At 46.3% G+C, this 18339-nt stretch carries 17 protein-coding genes; 9 read left to right on the plus strand and 8 right to left on the minus strand.

Annotated elements, in window-relative coordinates; genetic code table 11:
- Window positions 1-39 precede the first annotated feature (39 nt).
- Both mrcB and hrpB read right to left on the minus strand, forming a co-directional pair.
- A complete protein-coding gene (gene mrcB / locus ATB78_RS13990) occupies window positions 40-2430 on the minus strand; it encodes a penicillin-binding protein 1B (RefSeq protein WP_061008948.1) in 2391 nt (796 codons plus the stop codon).
- Window positions 2423-4891 carry an ATP-dependent helicase HrpB gene (gene hrpB, locus ATB78_RS13995; protein WP_061008949.1) on the minus strand — a complete coding sequence of 823 codons (2469 nt, stop codon included), beginning with the start codon at window positions 4889-4891 and terminating at the stop codon, window positions 2423-2425. The genes mrcB and hrpB overlap by 8 nt, the downstream gene beginning before the upstream one ends.
- Before the next feature lie 66 nt (window positions 4892-4957).
- Between hrpB and sfsA the strand changes: the two genes are divergently transcribed.
- The 7 genes from sfsA (at window position 4958) to panC (ending at window position 10914) form a co-directional block, all read left to right on the plus strand.
- Window positions 4958-5674, plus strand: a complete 717-nt coding sequence (sfsA, locus tag ATB78_RS14000; protein WP_061008950.1) for a DNA/RNA nuclease SfsA — start codon at window positions 4958-4960, stop codon at window positions 5672-5674.
- 136 nt (window positions 5675-5810) lie between these two features.
- Complete coding sequence (gene dksA / locus ATB78_RS14005) at window positions 5811-6257, plus strand: RNA polymerase-binding protein DksA (RefSeq protein WP_005439389.1); 447 nt, start codon at window positions 5811-5813, stop codon at window positions 6255-6257.
- Window positions 6258-6366: 109 nt separating this feature from the next.
- Window positions 6367-7230 (plus strand): tRNA glutamyl-Q(34) synthetase GluQRS, encoded by an 864-nt coding sequence (gene gluQRS / locus ATB78_RS14010; protein ID WP_061008951.1) that lies wholly within the window; start codon window positions 6367-6369, stop codon window positions 7228-7230.
- A 101-nt stretch (window positions 7231-7331) separates the two neighbouring features.
- Window positions 7332-8699, plus strand: a complete 1368-nt coding sequence (pcnB, locus tag ATB78_RS14015) for a polynucleotide adenylyltransferase PcnB (protein ID WP_005439387.1) — start codon at window positions 7332-7334, stop codon at window positions 8697-8699.
- Complete coding sequence (gene folK, locus ATB78_RS14020) at window positions 8696-9181, plus strand: 2-amino-4-hydroxy-6-hydroxymethyldihydropteridine diphosphokinase (RefSeq protein WP_061008952.1); 486 nt, start codon at window positions 8696-8698, stop codon at window positions 9179-9181. Before pcnB ends, folK begins: the two co-directional genes overlap by 4 nt.
- A 24-nt stretch (window positions 9182-9205) precedes the next feature.
- Entirely contained in the window at window positions 9206-10000 is a 795-nt protein-coding gene (panB, locus tag ATB78_RS14025) for a 3-methyl-2-oxobutanoate hydroxymethyltransferase (protein WP_005439361.1), read from the plus strand.
- A gap of 11 nt (window positions 10001-10011) precedes the next feature.
- A complete protein-coding gene (panC, locus tag ATB78_RS14030; protein WP_061008953.1) occupies window positions 10012-10914 on the plus strand; it encodes a pantoate--beta-alanine ligase in 903 nt (300 codons plus the stop codon).
- A gap of 63 nt (window positions 10915-10977) precedes the next feature.
- Here panC and lpxL read toward each other — a convergent pair whose 3' ends face one another.
- The 4 genes from lpxL to ATB78_RS14050 form a co-directional block, all read right to left on the minus strand.
- Entirely contained in the window at window positions 10978-11907 is a 930-nt protein-coding gene (lpxL, locus tag ATB78_RS14035) for an LpxL/LpxP family Kdo(2)-lipid IV(A) lauroyl/palmitoleoyl acyltransferase (protein ID WP_061008954.1), read from the minus strand.
- Between the two features lie 142 nt (window positions 11908-12049).
- Window positions 12050-12820, minus strand: coding sequence for an ABC transporter permease (locus ATB78_RS14040; RefSeq protein WP_005439358.1), 771 nt, complete (start codon window positions 12818-12820; stop codon window positions 12050-12052).
- The gene (locus tag ATB78_RS14045; RefSeq protein WP_061008955.1) at window positions 12820-13737 is read right to left on the minus strand and encodes an ABC transporter ATP-binding protein; all 918 of its coding nucleotides are present in this window, start codon (window positions 13735-13737) and stop codon (window positions 12820-12822) included. The genes ATB78_RS14040 and ATB78_RS14045 overlap by 1 nt, the downstream gene beginning before the upstream one ends.
- A 236-nt stretch (window positions 13738-13973) precedes the next feature.
- Entirely contained in the window at window positions 13974-15644 is a 1671-nt protein-coding gene (locus ATB78_RS14050; RefSeq protein WP_061008956.1) for a SulP family inorganic anion transporter, read from the minus strand.
- Window positions 15645-15927: 283 nt separating this feature from the next.
- Between ATB78_RS14050 and can the strand changes: the two genes are divergently transcribed.
- Window positions 15928-16596, plus strand: a complete 669-nt coding sequence (can, locus tag ATB78_RS14055; RefSeq protein WP_005439355.1) for a carbonate dehydratase — start codon at window positions 15928-15930, stop codon at window positions 16594-16596.
- 88 nt (window positions 16597-16684) lie between these two features.
- Here the strand turns inward: can and hpt are convergent, their stop codons facing one another.
- Window positions 16685-17215: a hypoxanthine phosphoribosyltransferase gene (gene hpt / locus ATB78_RS14060; RefSeq protein ID WP_005439354.1), complete on the minus strand. Its 531-nt coding sequence runs from the start codon at window positions 17213-17215 to the stop codon at window positions 16685-16687.
- 320 nt (window positions 17216-17535) lie between these two features.
- On the opposite strand from hpt, the gene opaR reads away from it, so the two are divergent.
- Window positions 17536-18153 (plus strand): transcriptional regulator OpaR, encoded by a 618-nt coding sequence (gene opaR / locus ATB78_RS14065; RefSeq protein WP_009707563.1) that lies wholly within the window; start codon window positions 17536-17538, stop codon window positions 18151-18153.
- Here opaR and ATB78_RS29960 read toward each other — a convergent pair.
- Window positions 18150-18339, minus strand: a 190-nt coding sequence (locus ATB78_RS29960; protein WP_208990575.1) for a hypothetical protein, incomplete at its 5' end; no start/stop codon positions are given. The two genes, opaR and ATB78_RS29960, sit on opposite strands and share 4 nt — an antisense overlap.

Consider the following 18339-nt stretch of genomic DNA (forward strand, 5'->3'; position numbering starts at 1 on the left):
GAACAACTTCACAAGTCAGTGATGGCGTTTTTGGTGGTCTTACCAATCAAATAGGTTATTCAACCAATTAGATTTTTTCTCACACTGCTGTTTGATTTGCCCAGACTTGTCCCACACGGGCAGCTTGTATTCACTGCGGCAGTTCATTTCCAGTGCACCATTAGCGGCTTTTTGGAATCCTAATGTGGTCACTTCTTTTGGCCAAGGTAACTCTAATCGCTCAGGGATACGTTGTTTCAGGTATTCCGCGTAGACACGCAATGCACCACTTGAACCAGTGAGCTTGGTCGACTTGTTATCATCGCGCCCAAGCCAAACGGTTGTCACTTCACGACCGTCGACACCCACAAACCAACTGTCACGGCTGTCATTACTGGTACCGGTTTTGCCTGCCAGAGCAGCCCACGCGAACTGACTTTGTAGGAATCGACCTGTCCCTTGAGCGACCCCTTGCTTCATCGCGTAAGTCGTTAGCCAAGCCGCTTGTTGGTCCACCGCTTGGGATGAGCGAGGTAGTGATTGATAAAGCACATTGCCATCCATGTCGATCACAGAGCGTAATGCCGATAACTTGGCGCGCTTACCTGAGTTAGTGACGGTCTGGTACATCTGCGCAACTTCGAATGGCGTCAACGAGAAGGAACCAAGGAACATAGAAGGCACTGGACGAATTTCATTCTTATCCACGCCCAAACGCTCTAGCGTAGCCGAAACTTCTGGAATACCTAGCTCCATACCCAAACGCACGGTTGGTACATTGAGTGATTTCGCCAACGCTAAGTACAGCGGCACATCACCACGGAACTTACGGTCAAAGTTGCGCGGCGACCAAACACTACCTTTACTGCCTTTCAAGCTAAGCGGAGTATCGTGAAGCGTGGTTGCAAGGTTGTACTTTTCTGGCTGCTCTAGCGCGGTCAAATAGATCGCAGGCTTAACCAAAGACCCAATCGGACGACTTGCATTCAAAGCACGGTTAAACCCTTCATAGCCAACTCGCTTGCCGCCGACCATAGCGCGAATCTCGCCACTATGACGGTCAACCGCAACCGCTGCAGCCTCGAGCTCTTTACCTGCACGTTTAGCAAGTTCAGGGACTTTTTTCGCGATCGCTTGCTCTAACTTGCTTTGCGATACAGGGTCGAGAGAGGTAAACAAACGTAAGCCTGTTTCAGCTTTGAAGTTGTCACCTACTTTTTCTTTCAGCTCAATGTTCAGTTGTTGGAAGTACGCTGGCTGACGGCTCGCGATACGAGGTTTACTTTGTGTATCTAACGGACGATTTACCGCTTGTTCGTATTGCTGCGCGGTTAACATGTCTTGTTGCATCAACAGACGCAATACCAAGTCACGACGCGTTTTGGTGCGTTCAGGGTAACGAATTGGGTTGTAGTAAGACGGTCCTTTCACCATACCTACCAACATCGCGAGTTGGTCGATACGAAGCTCTTGAATCGGTTGACCGAAGTAGTAACGTGATGCCAAAGCAAAACCATGGATTGCATCACCACCGCTTTGACCTAAGTAAACTTCATTCAGGTAAGCTTCAAGAATACGGTCTTTGCTGTAGCGGTAGTCCAGAATCAGAGCAATGTACGCCTCACGGACTTTTCGCCACAAGGTTTTATCACGTGTCAGGAATAAGTTTTTCGCAAGCTGCTGAGTAAGTGTACTACCACCTTGAACAGTACGACCCGCTTTGATGTTAGCAACAAGGGCACGACCAATCGCCAGCGGCGAAACGCCATCATGCTGATAGAAATCACGGTCTTCAGTTGCTAACAGTGCATCGACAAGCACTTCTGGGAATTGATCTCGACGTAAGAACAGGCGCTGTTCATTCTGATCTTTTTCCAACATCCCTAGCATCTTAGGTTCAATGCGCAGGTAACCAAGATCGCCTTTGGATTCCAGAGATTGAATGCGTTGTAAACCACTGCTTGAGAAATGCAGCATGACGTGACGATCAGGCTCAGGACCATCAGCAAACTCGAACGGACGACGAATAAGCTCAATACGCGTTGAAGAAGAAGAGTATTCACCAGGGTAACGAGGCTGACTTACCTTACGGTAGTTCAATACATCAAGCTCATTACGCATCTCTTGGATGGTAATGTTCTCACCTGGACTCAAATTGAGGATACGCGCATAAACGACAGTTGGCAGATCGAACAGCTGGCCGTCAAAGCGATCTTTCACCACACTATCAAGATAGATACCGACAAACAGCAACACCGCCGCAAGAGCTACACCCGCTTTCCAGCTAAATGACCAAATGATTTTAAGCCAAGACCGCTTGCCATTACTTGGCTTTTTCGATGGCGATTTTCTCGGTCGCTTCGCACCGCTTTTCTTAGCGGCAGTCGTTTTACTTGACGTTGTTTTCTTGGCTGGTGCTCTTTTTGCACCGGGCTTTTTAGTATCAGTCATTATTCAATTGTCTTTTTGTTTTTGTTGTCGCTACATGAGTGGCAGGATCGTCAGGCCAAACGTGTTTTGGATATCGGCCTTTCATCTCTTTTTGCACTTCTTTGTAGCTTCCTGCCCAAAAGGCAGCTAAATCCGTTGTCACCTGAAGAGGCCGTTGTGCTGGAGAAAGTAACTCTAACACCAATCGCTTGCGACCTTGTGCCACAGTCGGAGAAGTGCTCTCTCCAAACACTTCTTGCATACGCACTGACAGCACAGGTTCATGACCAAGTTGGTAACGAATGCGCTTTTTCGAACCTGTTGGTAAGCGATAATCTTCTGGCAACCACTCATCAATCTGTTGATTCAACGGCCAACCCAATCGAGCATTCAATGCTTCCACAAGGTTCACTTTCGCCAAATCTTTCACCGATGAAACCGTGCTCATGTAAGGCTCTAGCCACTCTTCTAGGCCATTAAGCAAACTGGTCTCATCAAAACTTGGCCAAGCTTGCTCAGGTAACCATTCCACTGCGCAGCGAATACGTTCTAACAAATTTTCCGCTGCCGACGTCCAGTTTAGACTCTGTAAGCCCTGACGGCGGACATAAGTGAGTAAAGCTTGTGTCATTTTTTCTTTACCCGGACTCGGCAAGGCTTCGCGCTTAATCACCAGTTGACCAAGTTTGATTTGGCGTTCGGCAATCAAACGGCCTTTTTTCTCATCCCAATCAACCAGCTCAGCCACCGTGAAAAGGTGCTCGAACGTTTCTTGTAATGCGTTGATATCTAAGTCACAAGCTAGGTTAATTTGGCTTGAGTTAGAATGCGAGCGCATCAAATCAATCGTAACTAAGTAATCACAACCACCAAGAGTCTCTTCTGGCCGACACTCAGCACCATGCCCGTTCGACAAAGTAAAACGACCATATTGGTTAACACGCTGCTGCGCAATGCGATCTGGGAAAGCTAAGCTCAATACTAGCGCCAGCACTCGCTCATCTACATTAGGTAGGCTGAATACCGTATCCAGTTTGTGCGCCAGCGCTTGAGATCGCTTGTGCAATATCGCTTTTTTTGCATGTGTACCACTTATCCAGCGATGTAGGCTATGCGCGATGTTAGTCACATTGCGCTCAGGCTCTTCAATTAGGGCGACCGCAGCCAAAGCGGTATTTAGCATTTTTTCACTGCGCTGCTGTGCTTGAATCAGCATTGCTGCAGAGCGCGGCTCTACCCCAAGAGCGTGGGCCGTCTTACCTGCAGAAGTAAGTTGGCCTTGCTCGGTAAGTAACCCTAAAGAAATCAACAGCTGTTTAGCCTGAGCAAGCGATGCTGAAGAAGGAATATTCAACCATTTAAGCTCAGCGATATCCCCTGCTCCCCAGAATGCCAGTTCCATTACTAAGCTTGCTAAATCAGAGTGCAGGATTTCTGGTTGGGGAACTTGCGGTTGCTGCTTGAATTGGCTTTCTGAATACAATCGGACGCAAATGCCCTCTTCAATACGCCCTGCACGGCCAGCACGTTGAATCGCAGACGATTGTGCCACTCGCACTTGCTCTAATCGCGTAAGTCCATTCTTCAAATCAAAACGCGCCACACGCTCTAATCCAGAATCGATGACCAATCGAATGCCTTCAATGGTCAAAGAAGTTTCAGCAATGTTAGTCGCGAGCACGACTTTGCGTTTACCTTCAGAAGCGGGAGCGATCGCTTTTTGCTGTTCAGCGAAGCTGAGTTGACCATAAAGAGGGCACACTTCGACGTTATCAGGTAGATGGGACAAACGCTCTTCGACTTGTTTGATCGCCGCCACACCGGGAAGAAAAGCAAGCAAAGAACCAGACTCTTTGCTCATCAAGTGCTCGATCGTTTTTGCCATGGAGGTAGGCAAATGATCATTCGCCCCAAGCGGTAAATAACGTGTTTCTACCTCAAAACTACGACCTTCCGACTCAATGTAAACCGCCTCCGGTAATAATGATTGCAAGGCATCTTGGTCAAGCGTTGCCGACATCACCACCAGCTTTAAATCGTCCCGTAATGCTTCTTGAACTTCTAAACTGAACGCTAACGCGGTATCGGCATGAATGCTACGCTCGTGAAATTCATCAAAAATCAGTAGATCAATGCCGTCTAACTCAGGGTCACTTTGGATCATGCGCGTCATGATCCCTTCTGTCACAATTTCAAGTTGAGTGTGCTTACTCACTTTTGTCTCGCCGCGTACTCGGTAACCCACACGCTCTCCGACTTGCTCTCCCAACTGCTGCGCCAAATAACGTGCAATATTGCGCGCCGCCAGACGTCGAGGCTCTAGCATTACAATCTTGCCTGTCACGGCTTGGCTTTTAAGAAGTTGTAGTGGGAAGTAAGTGGATTTACCGGCACCAGGAGCGGCCTTGAGGATCACTTGGTGTTGATGTTTGACCGCCGTAAGTAATTGTGGCATCACGGCTTCGATCGGCAATTGTGACAAAGGAAATACCCTATGTTGTAATGTTGGGCACATTGTACATAAAAACACTCTTGGCTAAATAAGCAAATGCAATTCGAACCTGCTCTAGAGTCAGCGACTCTACTCAAACGCTACAAACGCTTCCTTGCCGATATCGAATTGGATAACGGTGAGATTCGAACCATCCACTGTGCGAACACTGGCGCAATGACAGGCTGTGCCACTCCAGGCAACAAAGTTTGGTACTCCACTTCTGATAACCCAAAGCGCAAATATCCGAATAGCTGGGAGCTGAGCGAAACGCCACAAGGGCATCGTATTTGTATAAATACCGCTCGCGCGAACCAATTAGCCGTAGAAGCAATTGAAAATAATGTCATTTCAGAATTGTTGGGATATGACCAACTTCAAACTGAAGTGAAATACGGCAATGAAAATAGCCGAATTGATATCTTGCTCAGCGCAAGTGATAAATCAAAGTGTTATATAGAAGTGAAGAGCGTCACCCTACTTGATGAGGAAAGTTCATCGGGACAAGGTTATTTCCCTGATGCCGTGACCACGCGAGGACAAAAGCACCTGCGAGAGCTCACAGAAATGGCACAAACTGGAAGTAGAGCCATACTTTTATTCACTGTTTTACATTCAGGTATTGAAAAAGTATCTGCGGCGCACCATATAGACGCGAAATATTCAACGTTACTAAAACAGGCACAAGACGCTGGAGTAGAAGTTCTCTGCTACAAAGCCGAACTGAGCAACACTGAAGTCAAGCTAATCTCTGCTATTGAATTTATCAATTGAGAGAAAAAATGATGTCGTCTTCACATTGACGATAAGTTTGCGATTCAGTAATTGCCTGCACCGCCTCTTTTTGCTATAGATACCCGCCTTAAATTGACTGCGATGCAGTTGACTAGGTGTAAGTAGGAGATGCTGTATGCCAGAATCAAAGAAGAAAACGATAGGCATCCTAGCCATTGCCGGTGTGGAGCCATATCAGGAAAAGCCTGGTGAAGAATACATGTCACCAGAGCAGGTTGAACACTTTACAAAGATCTTAACAGCTTGGCGTAATCAGCTCAGGGAAGAAGTCGATCGCACTGTACACCACATGCAGGACGAAGCAGCGAACTTCCCAGATCCAGTTGACCGTGCCTCTCAAGAGGAAGAGTTCAGCTTAGAACTGCGTAACCGTGACCGTGAGCGTCGCCTGATCAAGAAGATCGAAAAGACTCTAGACAAAATTACTGAAGACGATTTCGGCTTCTGTGAATCTTGTGGCGTAGAGATTGGCGTTCGTCGCCTAGAAGCGCGTCCAACTGCTGACCTTTGTATTGACTGTAAAACACTTGCAGAAATCAAAGAGAAACAGATGCAAGGTTAATCAACCACGCATTATGATTATTGAAAGGGAGCTCAGGCTCCCTTTTTGTTTTGACTAGCTTTTTAACGCTAAACTTCTAGTTTTACCCGAATACTTTCGAGATACACGCATGACACGCTATGTAGGTCGATTTGCCCCATCCCCTTCAGGACCGTTACATTTTGGTTCCTTAGTTGCCGCTCTTGGCAGCTACTTTCAAGCAAAAGCCAATCAAGGGACTTGGCTCGTTCGTATCGAAGATCTTGACCCTCCGAGAGAAATGCCTGGTGCGGCAGAAGATATTCTTAATGCGCTCCAAGCTTATCAACTCCACTGGGATGGTGAAGTGGTTTATCAAAGTGAACGACACCATTTATATCAAGCACAAATTGATGCGTGGTTGGAGAATGGCGATGCTTATTATTGCCAATGTACACGCAAGCAAATAAAAGAACATGGTGGTTATTATCTCGGCACTTGCCGCGACAAAGGCTTGAAAGAAGGTGCGATTCGCCTAAAAATGACCAAGCCCATCGCCAACTTCCTCGATCAGAAGCATGGTTTGATGACCATTCCTGAAGCGTTAGTAAATGAAGATTTCATTATTAAACGTCGAGATGGATTATTTGCCTATAATCTTGCGGTAGTATTAGACGATATCGACCAAGGGGTGACTGAAGTCGTCCGTGGTGCCGACTTAATTGAGCCCACAGGTCGTCAAATCAGCTTGTACCAAATTCTTGGACAAGCGGAAGTTAGCTACTTGCATTTACCATTGGCGATGGACACTAACGGCAACAAACTGTCGAAACAAAACCATGCGACAGCCATTGATGTCGCTAATCCGAAGCCAGCTCTGCTGCATGCAATGACGTTTTTAGGGTTCAATATTCCTGACGATATTCGAGCCGCTAACGTAGACAAAATACTACGTTGGGGCTGCGAAAATTGGCGTTTGCAACAGCTTCCAGCGGAGATCGAGATCACACCGTGATTCTCAAACGGCACTGTGTAGGCTATCATTAGCCGCAAAATTGGCCCTAGAGGCGTAAAAACTAACCAAAGCAAGATTGGATTAAACCCAGTTATTGCCAGATGCACATGAATACAAACGACAATACAACAAGCGAATCTGCCATGATCCCAGAACTCGCTCTCAATGTACTTACTCGTGAAGAGCACAACATTTCGCGTAAGCAGATCAGTGATAATGCACTGAAGGTGCTATACCGACTAAACGGTGCCGGTTTCGATGCTTTTCTTGTGGGTGGCGGGGTTCGAGACTTACTGCTTGGACAAAAACCAAAAGACTTTGATATCGCAACCAACGCGACACCAGAACAAATCAAACAGCTGTTTAGAAACTGCCGTTTGATTGGCCGTCGCTTCCGTCTTGCCCACATTATGTTTGGCCGAGACATCATCGAAGTTGCGACCTTCCGTGGTCACCACCAAGAGCAAAAGAACAAGAACGTTTCCCAGCAGTCAAAAGAAGGCATGCTGCTTCGTGACAATGTTTACGGCACTATTGATGAAGATGCAGAGCGCCGTGACTTCACGATTAACTCGATGTACTACAACATCGCAGATTACTCTATTCACGACTACGCTCGTGGTATTGAAGATCTAGAAGACCGTCTTGTTCGCCTGATCGGTGACCCAGAAACCCGTTACCGTGAAGACCCTGTGCGCATGCTGCGCGCCGTTCGCTTCGCTGTGAAACTCGACTTCGATATCGAAGAAGACACCGCAGCACCGATTGAAGAGATGGCACCACTTCTGCGTGATATCCCATCAGCACGTCTTTTCGAAGAATCGTTGAAGATGCTTCAATCTGGTCACGGCCTAGAGACTTATCACCTACTGCGCGAATACAACCTGTTCCAACAGTTGTTCCCTGTAATTGCTGAGCACTTCACTGAAGATTACGAATCTCATACCGAACAAATGCTAGATTTAGTGCTTGATTCGACTGATATGCGAATCGAAGAAGGCAAGCGCATCAATCCTGCGTTCATGTTTGCAGCGATGCTGTGGTACCCGCTATGTGCCATGGCAGATAAACTAATGGAACAGCGTAACCTGTGCCATTACGATGCCATAATGGAAGCGAGCAACATCATTCTTGATGACCAAGTTCGTACCATTGCCATTCCGCGCCGTCACACAGCGACGATTCGTGAAATTTGGCAACTGCAATTACGCCTTCCACGACGCAACGGTAAACGTGCATTCCGCCTAATGGAGCTCAACAAATTTAGAGCTGGCTTTGATTTTCTTGAAATGCGCGGTGAAATTGAAGGCGGTGATACTCAGAAGCTTGCCAAGTGGTGGGAAACTTTCCAAAATGCTGGCCGAGAAATGCGCCAAGCTATGGCAGCAGACCTAGACGGCCAAGCGCCTAAAACCGGTCAACGCCGCCGTAAAACTTACCGCAAGAAAAAGAGTAAGCCTAAGTCATGATCACAGCGTACATTGCGGTAGGCAGTAACTTGGCCGATCCTGTCAGCCAAGCGAAGCAAGCGATCGAAGCCCTTAAAACACTACCAAACTCTGAGTTTGTTCAGGCTTCATCCCTTTACAGCAGTACACCGATGGGACCGCAAAACCAACCGGACTACATCAACGCGGTTGTGGCGATAAAAACCAATTTGACGCCTCTTGAGCTGCTCGATTGCACCCAAGCGATTGAGCAAGAACAAGGGCGTGTCCGTAAAGATGAACGCTGGGGTCCACGAACTTTGGATCTCGACATGATTCTTTATGGCAATGAGGTGATCGATTCCGAAAGACTGACAGTTCCACACTATGGAATGAAAGAGCGCGAGTTCGTACTCTACCCTCTTGCGGAAATTGCACCAAGTTTACAACTCCCAGACGGGACAGAGGTGTCGTCACTACTTGCACAAGTAGATCGCAACGGCCTCAATATTTGGCAGTCATAGCCAACTCCTAGTGAGGATAAAACAATGAAAAAAATGACCATTAACGACCTGATTAAGTGGAAGCAAGAAGGTCGTAAATTTGCTACTTCAACTGCATACGATGCAAGCTTTGCCCAACTTTTTGAAAGCCAAGAAATGCCTGTTCTATTGGTCGGTGACTCTCTAGGCATGGTTCTGCAAGGTAAAAACGATACATTACCGGTAACTGTTGAAGATATTGCTTATCACACGCGCTGTGTACGCGCTGGTAGCCCGAATTGCCTATTGATGGCTGATATGCCATTCATGAGCTACGCAACGCCAGAGCAAGCGTGTGAGAACGCAGCAACGTTAATGCGTGCTGGTGCAAATATGGTAAAAATCGAAGGCGGCGATTGGTTAGTTGATACGGTTAAGATGCTAACTGAACGTGCTGTTCCTGTTTGTGCTCACCTAGGCCTAACACCTCAATCTGTAAACATCTTTGGTGGTTACAAAGTACAAGGCCGCGACCAAGAAAAAGCGGATCGCATGGTGAAAGACGCACTGGCTCTGCAAGAAGCTGGCGCCCAAATTGTTTTGCTAGAGTGTGTTCCAGCTGAATTAGCGGATCGCATTACTCAAGTACTTGATGTACCTGTGATTGGTATCGGTGCTGGTAACGTGACTGATGGTCAAATTCTTGTAATGCACGATATGTTTGGAATTTCGGCGAACTACATGCCAAAATTCTCGAAAAACTTCCTTGCTGAAACAGGCGATATGCGCAAAGCCGTGGCTCAATACATGGCTGATGTCGAAAGCGGTGCATTCCCAGACGCAGCTCACACTATTGCCTAGAGGATAAATGCATGCAAACTTTTGCGGAAATCTCAGCGATTCGTGAACAGGTGAAAACCTTTAAGCGTGAAGGTCGCAAAGTGGCGTTTGTCCCAACCATGGGCAATCTACACGAAGGTCACTTGACGCTTGTTCGTAAGGCTCGTGAATACGCTGATGTCGTTGTCGTAAGCATCTTTGTAAACCCGATGCAGTTTGACCGTGCAGACGATTTAAATAACTACCCTCGCACTCTAGAAGAAGACTTAAGCAAACTAGGTGGCGAAGGCGTAGAAATGGTGTTTACTCCTACACCAGAAATCATCTACCCAGAAGGCTTGGACAAACAAACGTTTGTTGACGTACCGAGCTTATCAACCATCCTTGAAGGCGCTTCTCGCCCAGGTCACTTCCGTGGTGTTACCACCATCGTAAACAAGCTGTTCAATATCGTTCAGCCTGATGTGGCTTGCTTTGGTGAGAAAGACTTCCAACAGCTTGCTGTGATTCGTAAGATGGTTGATGACCTAGCAATGGACATCGAAATCATTGGCGTACCAACTGTACGTGAAATGGACGGCTTAGCGATGAGCTCTCGCAATGGTCTGCTGACGATTGATGAGCGCCAACGTGCTCCAGTTTTAGCTCGCACTATGCGTTGGATTAGCAGTGCTATGCGCGGCGGCCGTGACGATTATGCTTCTGTGATTGAAGATGCGAACGACCAGCTGCGTGCAGCAGGTCTACAGCCTGACGAAATCTTCATTCGTGATGCTCGTACACTTCAAGCGATTACTGCAGAAACCACTCAAGCGGTCATCTTGATGTCTGCATTCTTAGGTAAAGCACGCCTAATCGACAACCAAACGGTTGATATGGTTGTAGAAGCCAAAGAAGAAGAATCAAGCGAAGCGAATTCAGCAAACGCTGAATAAGCGAAATGCATAAACGAAAAGGTCGGCACTACGCCGACCTTTTTTATGTCTCATGAATGGATATTATGAGTAAACGCATTCAAGCCCTTCAGGACGCGTCTTGAATCGCTTATGCAGCCACATCCATGCTGGAATATCTCTTCTGATCATGCCTTCTAATTCTTGATTCAAAATACTGGCCGCTTTGACAGGATTGCGTCGCTCAAACTGCTGACTAAGGTCATGACCGATATAAAGCGTATATTGGTTGCCGCTCATGACCGTCACTCCGGACATCACAGCGCACTTAGTCGCATCAATCAACACGCTCGAACCCACCGTACTTGCCGCTTGTTCGACCGCAAAAAACGGCGCAAAAACAGAATTATTTACCCCGTAATCATGGTCCGGTAAGTACCACAATCGCTGTCCATTTTTCAGAACTTTGAGCATCGATTTCACGTCTTTGCGATCAATCATTTGGTGCCCGCAGCGAGTGCGTCCACGATGCTGGACGAATTCATAAACAGGGTTCGAGTTTGGCCGATACACTCCATAGCCTTTCGCAAACTGGCTGAAAATACGCGCCGTCATTTCAAGGTTAAGGTGATGACTACACACCACCAGCACACCTCGTCCATTTCTCTCTTGCTCAAGTAAACGCTCTTTTCCGACCACCCTAGCTAAACGCTTCACGCGCCAATCAGGCCAAAACCAAGCCATTCCCGTCTCGATGAGCGCCATACCCGTGTATTTAAAGTTTGTCTTTACCAACTCATCGCATTCTTGAGCGCTGTATTCCGGAAAGCAGAGTTTTAAGTTTTGCTTAGCAATGCCTTTACGACGTTTCATGGCCGGCATCGCAAGCAAGCCAATACCTCGCCCCAGAAAACGCAAGGCTGAGTATGGAAGTAGATTGACGATCAGCGCCAAAAGCCCAAAGGCAAACCAAACAGACCAGTATTTAGGAAGAAGCAATTTAAAGGAGAAAGATGGAGAGGGGACAATATTCATGGCTTCACTCATTTGCATCAAATGCATTTACAACAGTTGAATGAAACCTAGCATGTTAGAAGTCGAAAATTTGTATGGGAATGTATCGATGTGCATAAAGAAAGAGCAGCTCTTTTAGCTGCTCTTTCAAACTTTGTTCGGATTAACTTCTTAAGCCAATGCCTTTAGTCACGAGGTAATGCGCCACTGCGTAAAGTGCGATAACAAATACGGTCAGAACACTAAATGAGGTGACGATGCCTACATCAGACACACCTAAGAAACCATAGCGGAACGCATTCACCATGTAGACGATTGGATTCAGCTTAGACACACCTTGCCAGAATTCAGGCAATAAGCTTATTGAGTAGAATACACCACCAAGGTAGGTCAGCGGCGTTAAAACAAACGTAGGGATGATAGAGATATCATCAAACGTTCTTGCGTATACCGCATTGATCAAACCGCCTAGTGAGAACACAACAGACGTCATAAACACCGTTGCGATAATGATGCCCCAATGGTCAACTTGCAGATCAACAAAGAACAGCGATACGAAAGTAACGATGGTGCCCACCAGCAGGCCACGAACCACGCCTCCCATAACAAAACCAAGAATGATGATGTAGTTTGGTACCGGTGCAACGAGTAACTCTTCGATATTGCGTTGGAATTTGGAGCTAAAGAATGACGATGCGACGTTCGAATACGAGTTGGTGATCACCGACATCATGATCAGACCCGGCACGATGTATTCCATGTAGCTAAAGCCGTTCATCTCACCGATACGAGAGCCAATCAAGCTGCCGAAGATGATGAAGTACAACGTCATAGTGATCGCTGGCGGAACTAGGGTTTGCACCCAAATACGAGTGAAGCGATTAATTTCTTTGGTCAACAGGCTGCAGAAAGCTGTCCAATACAACTTATACATTATTGGTTACCTCCACGTACAATGCTGACAAACAGCTCTTCCAAACGGTTGGCTTTGTTACGCATTGAAAGGACTTTCACATCATGCTCAGAAAGCTGACTAAATACCGAGTTCAAACCTTGGCTCTTATCCAGCTCAATTTCTAAAGAGCCGTTCACCATCATCTGGCTATTTACCCCTTCTAACATCGGCATTTCACCTTCAAATTCGACATCGAGAATAAAGGTTTCAACACGAAGTTTACCGAGCAGCGCTTTCATCGTCGTGTTCTCGATCAGCTCACCTTTATTGATGATACCGATGTTGCGACACAGCATTTCTGCCTCTTCAAGGTAGTGGGTTGTTAGGATGATAGTAATTCCCTGCTCTTGGTTAATCTCTTTCAAGAAATCCCACATAGAGCGGCGCAATTCGATATCAACACCCGCCGTTGGTTCATCAAGGATCAACAGTTGAGGCTCATGCATCAAAGCACGGGCAATCATCAAGCGACGCTTCATACCACCTGATAAATTACGTGCGCGCTCTTTGCGTTTCTCCCACAAATCGAGCTTGGTTAGGTATTTTTCCGCACGAACTTTAGCAAGCTCTTTGGATACGCCATAGTAGCCCGCTTGCTGCATTACAATTTGCTCAACCGTTTCAAATTGGTTGAAGTTGAATTCTTGTGGCACCAAGCCTAGGTTCTGCTTCGCTAATTCAAGATGCGTATCGATGTCGTAACCAAAAACCTTAGTCATACCCGAGGTTTTGTTTACCAAAGAAGAGATAATGCCAATAGTGGTTGATTTACCTGCACCATTCGGCCCTAGAAGCGCGTAGAAGTCACCTTTTTCGACTTGTAAGCTGATGCCTTTCAACGCTTCAAATCCGCCCGCATAAGTCTTGCGAAGCTGTTCAATTTCTAATGCGTACATTGCGTAATAATTGCCATCTGTTGATGAATCGTGAATGCCAATACCGTGGGGATCATTGATAGCGACTCAAGAGTCGAAAGCGGTATTGCACTGAAGTTGAATTAGTTTATCGTTGAATAACGATGAATACAAATAAACCTTTCTATAAAATTAGAAATAACTATAAATCCACGATTCCATTTACCAAAAAGCGCCACCAAATCTCTCTGGTAGCGCTTTTAAATAAGTCACTTAGACTACATGGTTAGCATTTGATGTTCATCGGTTTCTACATGTTTTACCGCTGCATTCAATGCTTCGTAGCGGAACTTGTAGGTGTTCTCATCAGGTACCAAATCAATCACGTGGAATTTCTCTAACTGCTCACGCGTGCGTTGGTTTGGACAAAGTAAATAAACTTCACACTCTGCATCCAAAGCATCTTTGATGGCGTTCTCTAGCGCCAAGCCAACGGTCACATCAATCATAGGGACATCCGTCAGATCGAGAATCATCACTTCGTAATCCGAGATACTGGAGTGCTGACGCGAAATCGCCTTCGAAACGCTGAAGATCATTGGCCCAGAAAGATAGAAGAACAGCACTTTGCCATTCGCTCTATCTAATAGCCCTCGCTCGCTGTCAGTCAGCGGTACATCATCTTCATCCGCATCACTGATCGCCTTAACTTGGCGTGCTTGTTCACGGCTCAAACGTTCAATGATGATAATGTTAGAGATAAATACACCAAGACCAACGGCGACAATCAAATCAACAAACACTGTTAATAGCATTACGCCATACATCACGGCCATGCCCGGGAAACTGACCTTGTGCGCGCGTTGAATAAAGCTCCAGTCAAGAATGTTAAAGCCAACATACACTGCAATACCCGCCAGTACCGCCATCGGAATCGGCTCGGTTAACCCACTTGCAACCAATACCACCAGCGCCAAAATCAAAGCACGAATCACACCAGATAAAGGCGAGCGAGCGCCAACTTGAATGTTGGTTACCGTTCCCATTGTCGCGCCAGCACCAGGCAGAGCACCAAACAGACCAGAGATCATGTTTGCCAAACCTTGACCGCGCAGTTCCTTGTCTGAGTCGTGCTCTTTACGCGTCAAAGAGTCACCAATAACAGCCGTGAGCAAGGTATCAATACAACCTAATGTACCCAAAACTAAAGCATCAATGACCATTTCGGTAAACATCGCTGGGTCAATGTGCGGCACAACTAAAGACGGCAAACCTGCTGGGATTTCACCAATTCGGCGAATATCTTCAGCATCAAATAAGATGACCGAAAGCAAGGTGACGGCAACCAATGCCACTAACTGAGCTGGGACGTATTTACGGTACTGCTTAGGGAAGAAGAACAAGATTCCTAGCGTCAGCAAGCCCAAAAACAACTCGCTAAATTTCAGGTTAGAAATAGTGTCTGGTAATGCCGATAACGTCCCGATGACCCCACCAGAGGGCGCGGCATGACCTAATAGAGGCGAGAGCTGTAAAATAATCAAAATGACGCCGATACCCGACATAAAGCCGGAGATGACACTGTAAGGCATCAGCGTAACGTACTTACCTAGCTTTAATGTACCGAGCACAATCTGGAATGCCCCCGCCATCATTACAACGGTAAAGGTCATTGCCATCCCCGTTTCAGGGTACTTGGCCATCATGCTGGTCAGTACGGCGGTCATGATCACTGTCATAGGACCGGTTGGTTCCGATATCAGGGGATTTGAGCCACCAAACAGCGAAGCGAAAAGCCCCACCATGATCGCGCCCCATAAGCCTGCTTCTGCGCCAGCACCAGATGCGACACCAAAGGCTAACGCAAGAGGAAGTGAAATAATGGCCGTGGTGACGCCACCAAACAGATCCCCTTTCAAGTTGATATCCTTAAAGCGACTACCGAACATTGAATTTGCTCCCTGCATTAAAAAGACAAAATGCCATCAATCTAACAAATATTTCGACAAAGAAAAAAACACAATAAAACCACGAATTCGCTAGGCTTATTCGCATACTGAATGATGTCTGCATATTTTATGATTTTCACAGCGAGAACTAGTCAGATGAGTCATCTTGAATGAATATTTAACGGGATCGAAATTGTAACATTGTGTATAGTTACAGCGCTGATCGCTTTATAAGCACTGGTGAGTGGTTGGTTTTTTTAATTTTTAGGGAAGTAGATGTCAGATGCCGGAAATTAAACAATTATTCGAAAATAACTCTAAGTGGTCAGAAGAAATCAAATCTGATCGCCCAGAATATTTCGCAAAACTAGCGGAAGGTCAAAAGCCCGACTTTCTATGGATTGGTTGTTCAGACAGTCGTGTTCCTGCAGAGCGACTAACAGGGCTGTTCTCGGGCGAGTTATTTGTTCACCGAAATGTTGCAAACCAGGTCATCCACACCGACCTAAACTGCTTATCTGTGGTGCAATACGCGGTCGACGTATTAAAAGTGAAGCACATTATTGTTTGTGGTCACTATGGCTGTGGTGGCGTCAACGCTGCAATTGATAACCCTCAACTTGGCCTCATCAACAACTGGCTACTTCACATTCGTGATCTTTACTTCAAGCACCGCCCTTACCTAGACCAAATGCCACTTGAGGACCGAGCTGACAAACTTGGTGAAATCAACGTTGCAGAGCAAGTTTACAACTTGGGTAACTCGACCATCATGCAAAACGCATGGGAGCGTGGGCAAGACGTAGAGATTCATGGCGTGGTATATGGGATTGAAGATGGACGCTTAGAGTACTTGGGCATTCGCTCAAACTCGAAAGAAACGGTGGAAGCGTCTTACCAAAAAGCACTCTCTACTATCCTGAACACAGATAACAAACTACTGTGTCGATGAGTTGAGAAGTATCAGCCAGACTGAATAAAAGAAAACGCCCGTTAAGTGATTAACGGGCGTTTTTGTATTCTTTGCAAAAGAGTAATGATTACTCTTGAGGTACCACTTTGCCGATGAACGGTAGGTGACGGTATTTCTGAGCGTAGTCGATACCCACACCAACAACGAACTCATCAGGAATAGCAAAACCAACGTAATCAACTGGCACTTCAACTTCACGACGTGACGGCTTGTCTAGCAGTGTACAAATAGCAATAGACTTAGGCTCGCGTAGAGATAGAATTTCACGGATCTTGTTCAGCGTGTTACCTGTGTCGATGATGTCTTCTACGATCAGTACGTCTTTGCCTTTGATGTCGTCATCTAGGTCTTTCAGGATACGTACGTCACGAGAGCTTTCCATTGTGTTGCCGTAGCTAGAAGCGGTCATAAAGTCGACTTGGTGAGTCAGTTCGATTGCACGTGCCAAATCTGCCATAAATACAAATGAACCACGCAGCAAACCAACCATTACCAGATCTTCGCTACCTTGGTAACGTTCAGTAATTTGTTTGCCTAATTCACGAATACGTTCCTGAACTTCTTGCTCAGAAATCATCACTTCTATTGTATGTTTCATACTGTGCTCAATTTTCTTTGTGGGTTGAGGTTGGTCGTACGCAAACGATCACCTTATCTTGCGGCGTGTAGTGTAACACCCCGAACCATGGGTTAAAAGCCGCTTCCCATTCCATTGAATTCTTGGATGAAAGTCTTAATTTTAGAACTTATCTAGTTGAATGAAACATCAATAATGACATTACTGTCTATAAATTACGCATCAGATGTTGACCTTGCACATATGCACCATTACACTCATCAATGCTTTAAGCAACTATTAAAATAATCAATTAGGGGATCATCCCCAAAACATCAACTCAAATGGCAAGGAAAATGGATATGGACTCAATAGCAAAGAGACCTCGTACTAGGCTTTCCCCTCTAAAACGTAAACAGCAACTGATGGAAATCGCTCTTGAAGTGTTTGCTCGTCGCGGCATTGGTCGTGGTGGTCACGCAGATATTGCAGAGATCGCTCAAGTTTCTGTTGCGACAGTATTTAACTACTTCCCTACTCGTGAAGACTTAGTGGATGAAGTTCTGAACCACGTTGTTCGTCAATTCTCGAACTTCTTGTCTGATAACATCGACTTAGACATCCATGCACGCGAGAACATCGCCAACATCACTAATGCAATGATTGAGCTAGTAAGCCAAGATTGCCATTGGCTGAAGGTTTGGTTCGAGTGGAGCGCATCGACACGTGATGAAGTATGGCCGCTGTTCGTGACCACAAACCGCACAAACCAACTATTGGTGCAGAACATGTTCATCAAAGCGATCGAACGTGGTGAAGTTTGTGACCAACATGAACCGGAACACTTGGCGAATCTGTTCCACGGCATTTGCTACTCTATCTTCGTACAAGCGAACCGCTCTAAGAGCGAAGCTGAGCTATCAACGCTCGTTAGCGCTTATCTAGATATGCTGTGCATCTACAACCGTGAACATCACTAAAAATAATTAGGCTTAAAACAAAGGCTGATACTTAAGTATCGGCCTTTTTTGTTTTTGGGAAGCGAGAAGCGAGAAGCGAGAAGCGAGAAGCGAGAAGCGAGAAGCGAGAAGCGAGAAGCGAGAAGCGAGAAGCGAGAAGCGAGAAGCGAGAAGCGAGAAGCGAGAAGCGAGAAGCGAGAAGCGAGA

Origin of the sequence: Vibrio sp. CUB2, assembly GCF_001557945.1 — a bacterium.
Classification (GTDB): Bacteria; Pseudomonadota; Gammaproteobacteria; order Enterobacterales; family Vibrionaceae; genus Vibrio; species Vibrio owensii.

Bases quoted from the DNA above. Each gene is read 5' to 3' on its own strand.
- mrcB (WP_061008948.1), bottom strand. From the start codon at position 2,430: ATGACTGATACTAAAAAGCCCGGTGCAAAAAGAGCACCAGCCAAGAAA.
- sfsA (WP_061008950.1), top strand. From the start codon at position 4,958: ATGCAATTCGAACCTGCTCTAGAGTCAGCGACTCTACTCAAACGCTAC.
- dksA (WP_005439389.1), top strand. From the start codon at position 5,811: ATGCCAGAATCAAAGAAGAAAACGATAGGCATCCTAGCCATTGCCGGT.
- gluQRS (WP_061008951.1), top strand. From the start codon at position 6,367: ATGACACGCTATGTAGGTCGATTTGCCCCATCCCCTTCAGGACCGTTA.
- pcnB (WP_005439387.1), top strand. From the start codon at position 7,332: ATGCACATGAATACAAACGACAATACAACAAGCGAATCTGCCATGATC.
- folK (WP_061008952.1), top strand. From the start codon at position 8,696: ATGATCACAGCGTACATTGCGGTAGGCAGTAACTTGGCCGATCCTGTC.
- panB (WP_005439361.1), top strand. From the start codon at position 9,206: ATGAAAAAAATGACCATTAACGACCTGATTAAGTGGAAGCAAGAAGGT.
- panC (WP_061008953.1), top strand. From the start codon at position 10,012: ATGCAAACTTTTGCGGAAATCTCAGCGATTCGTGAACAGGTGAAAACC.
- lpxL (WP_061008954.1), bottom strand. From the start codon at position 11,907: ATGAATATTGTCCCCTCTCCATCTTTCTCCTTTAAATTGCTTCTTCCT.
- ATB78_RS14040 (WP_005439358.1), bottom strand. From the start codon at position 12,820: ATGTATAAGTTGTATTGGACAGCTTTCTGCAGCCTGTTGACCAAAGAA.
- ATB78_RS14045 (WP_061008955.1), bottom strand. From the start codon at position 13,737: ATGTACGCATTAGAAATTGAACAGCTTCGCAAGACTTATGCGGGCGGA.
- ATB78_RS14050 (WP_061008956.1), bottom strand. From the start codon at position 15,644: ATGTTCGGTAGTCGCTTTAAGGATATCAACTTGAAAGGGGATCTGTTT.
- can (WP_005439355.1), top strand. From the start codon at position 15,928: ATGCCGGAAATTAAACAATTATTCGAAAATAACTCTAAGTGGTCAGAA.
- hpt (WP_005439354.1), bottom strand. From the start codon at position 17,215: ATGAAACATACAATAGAAGTGATGATTTCTGAGCAAGAAGTTCAGGAA.
- opaR (WP_009707563.1), top strand. From the start codon at position 17,536: ATGGACTCAATAGCAAAGAGACCTCGTACTAGGCTTTCCCCTCTAAAA.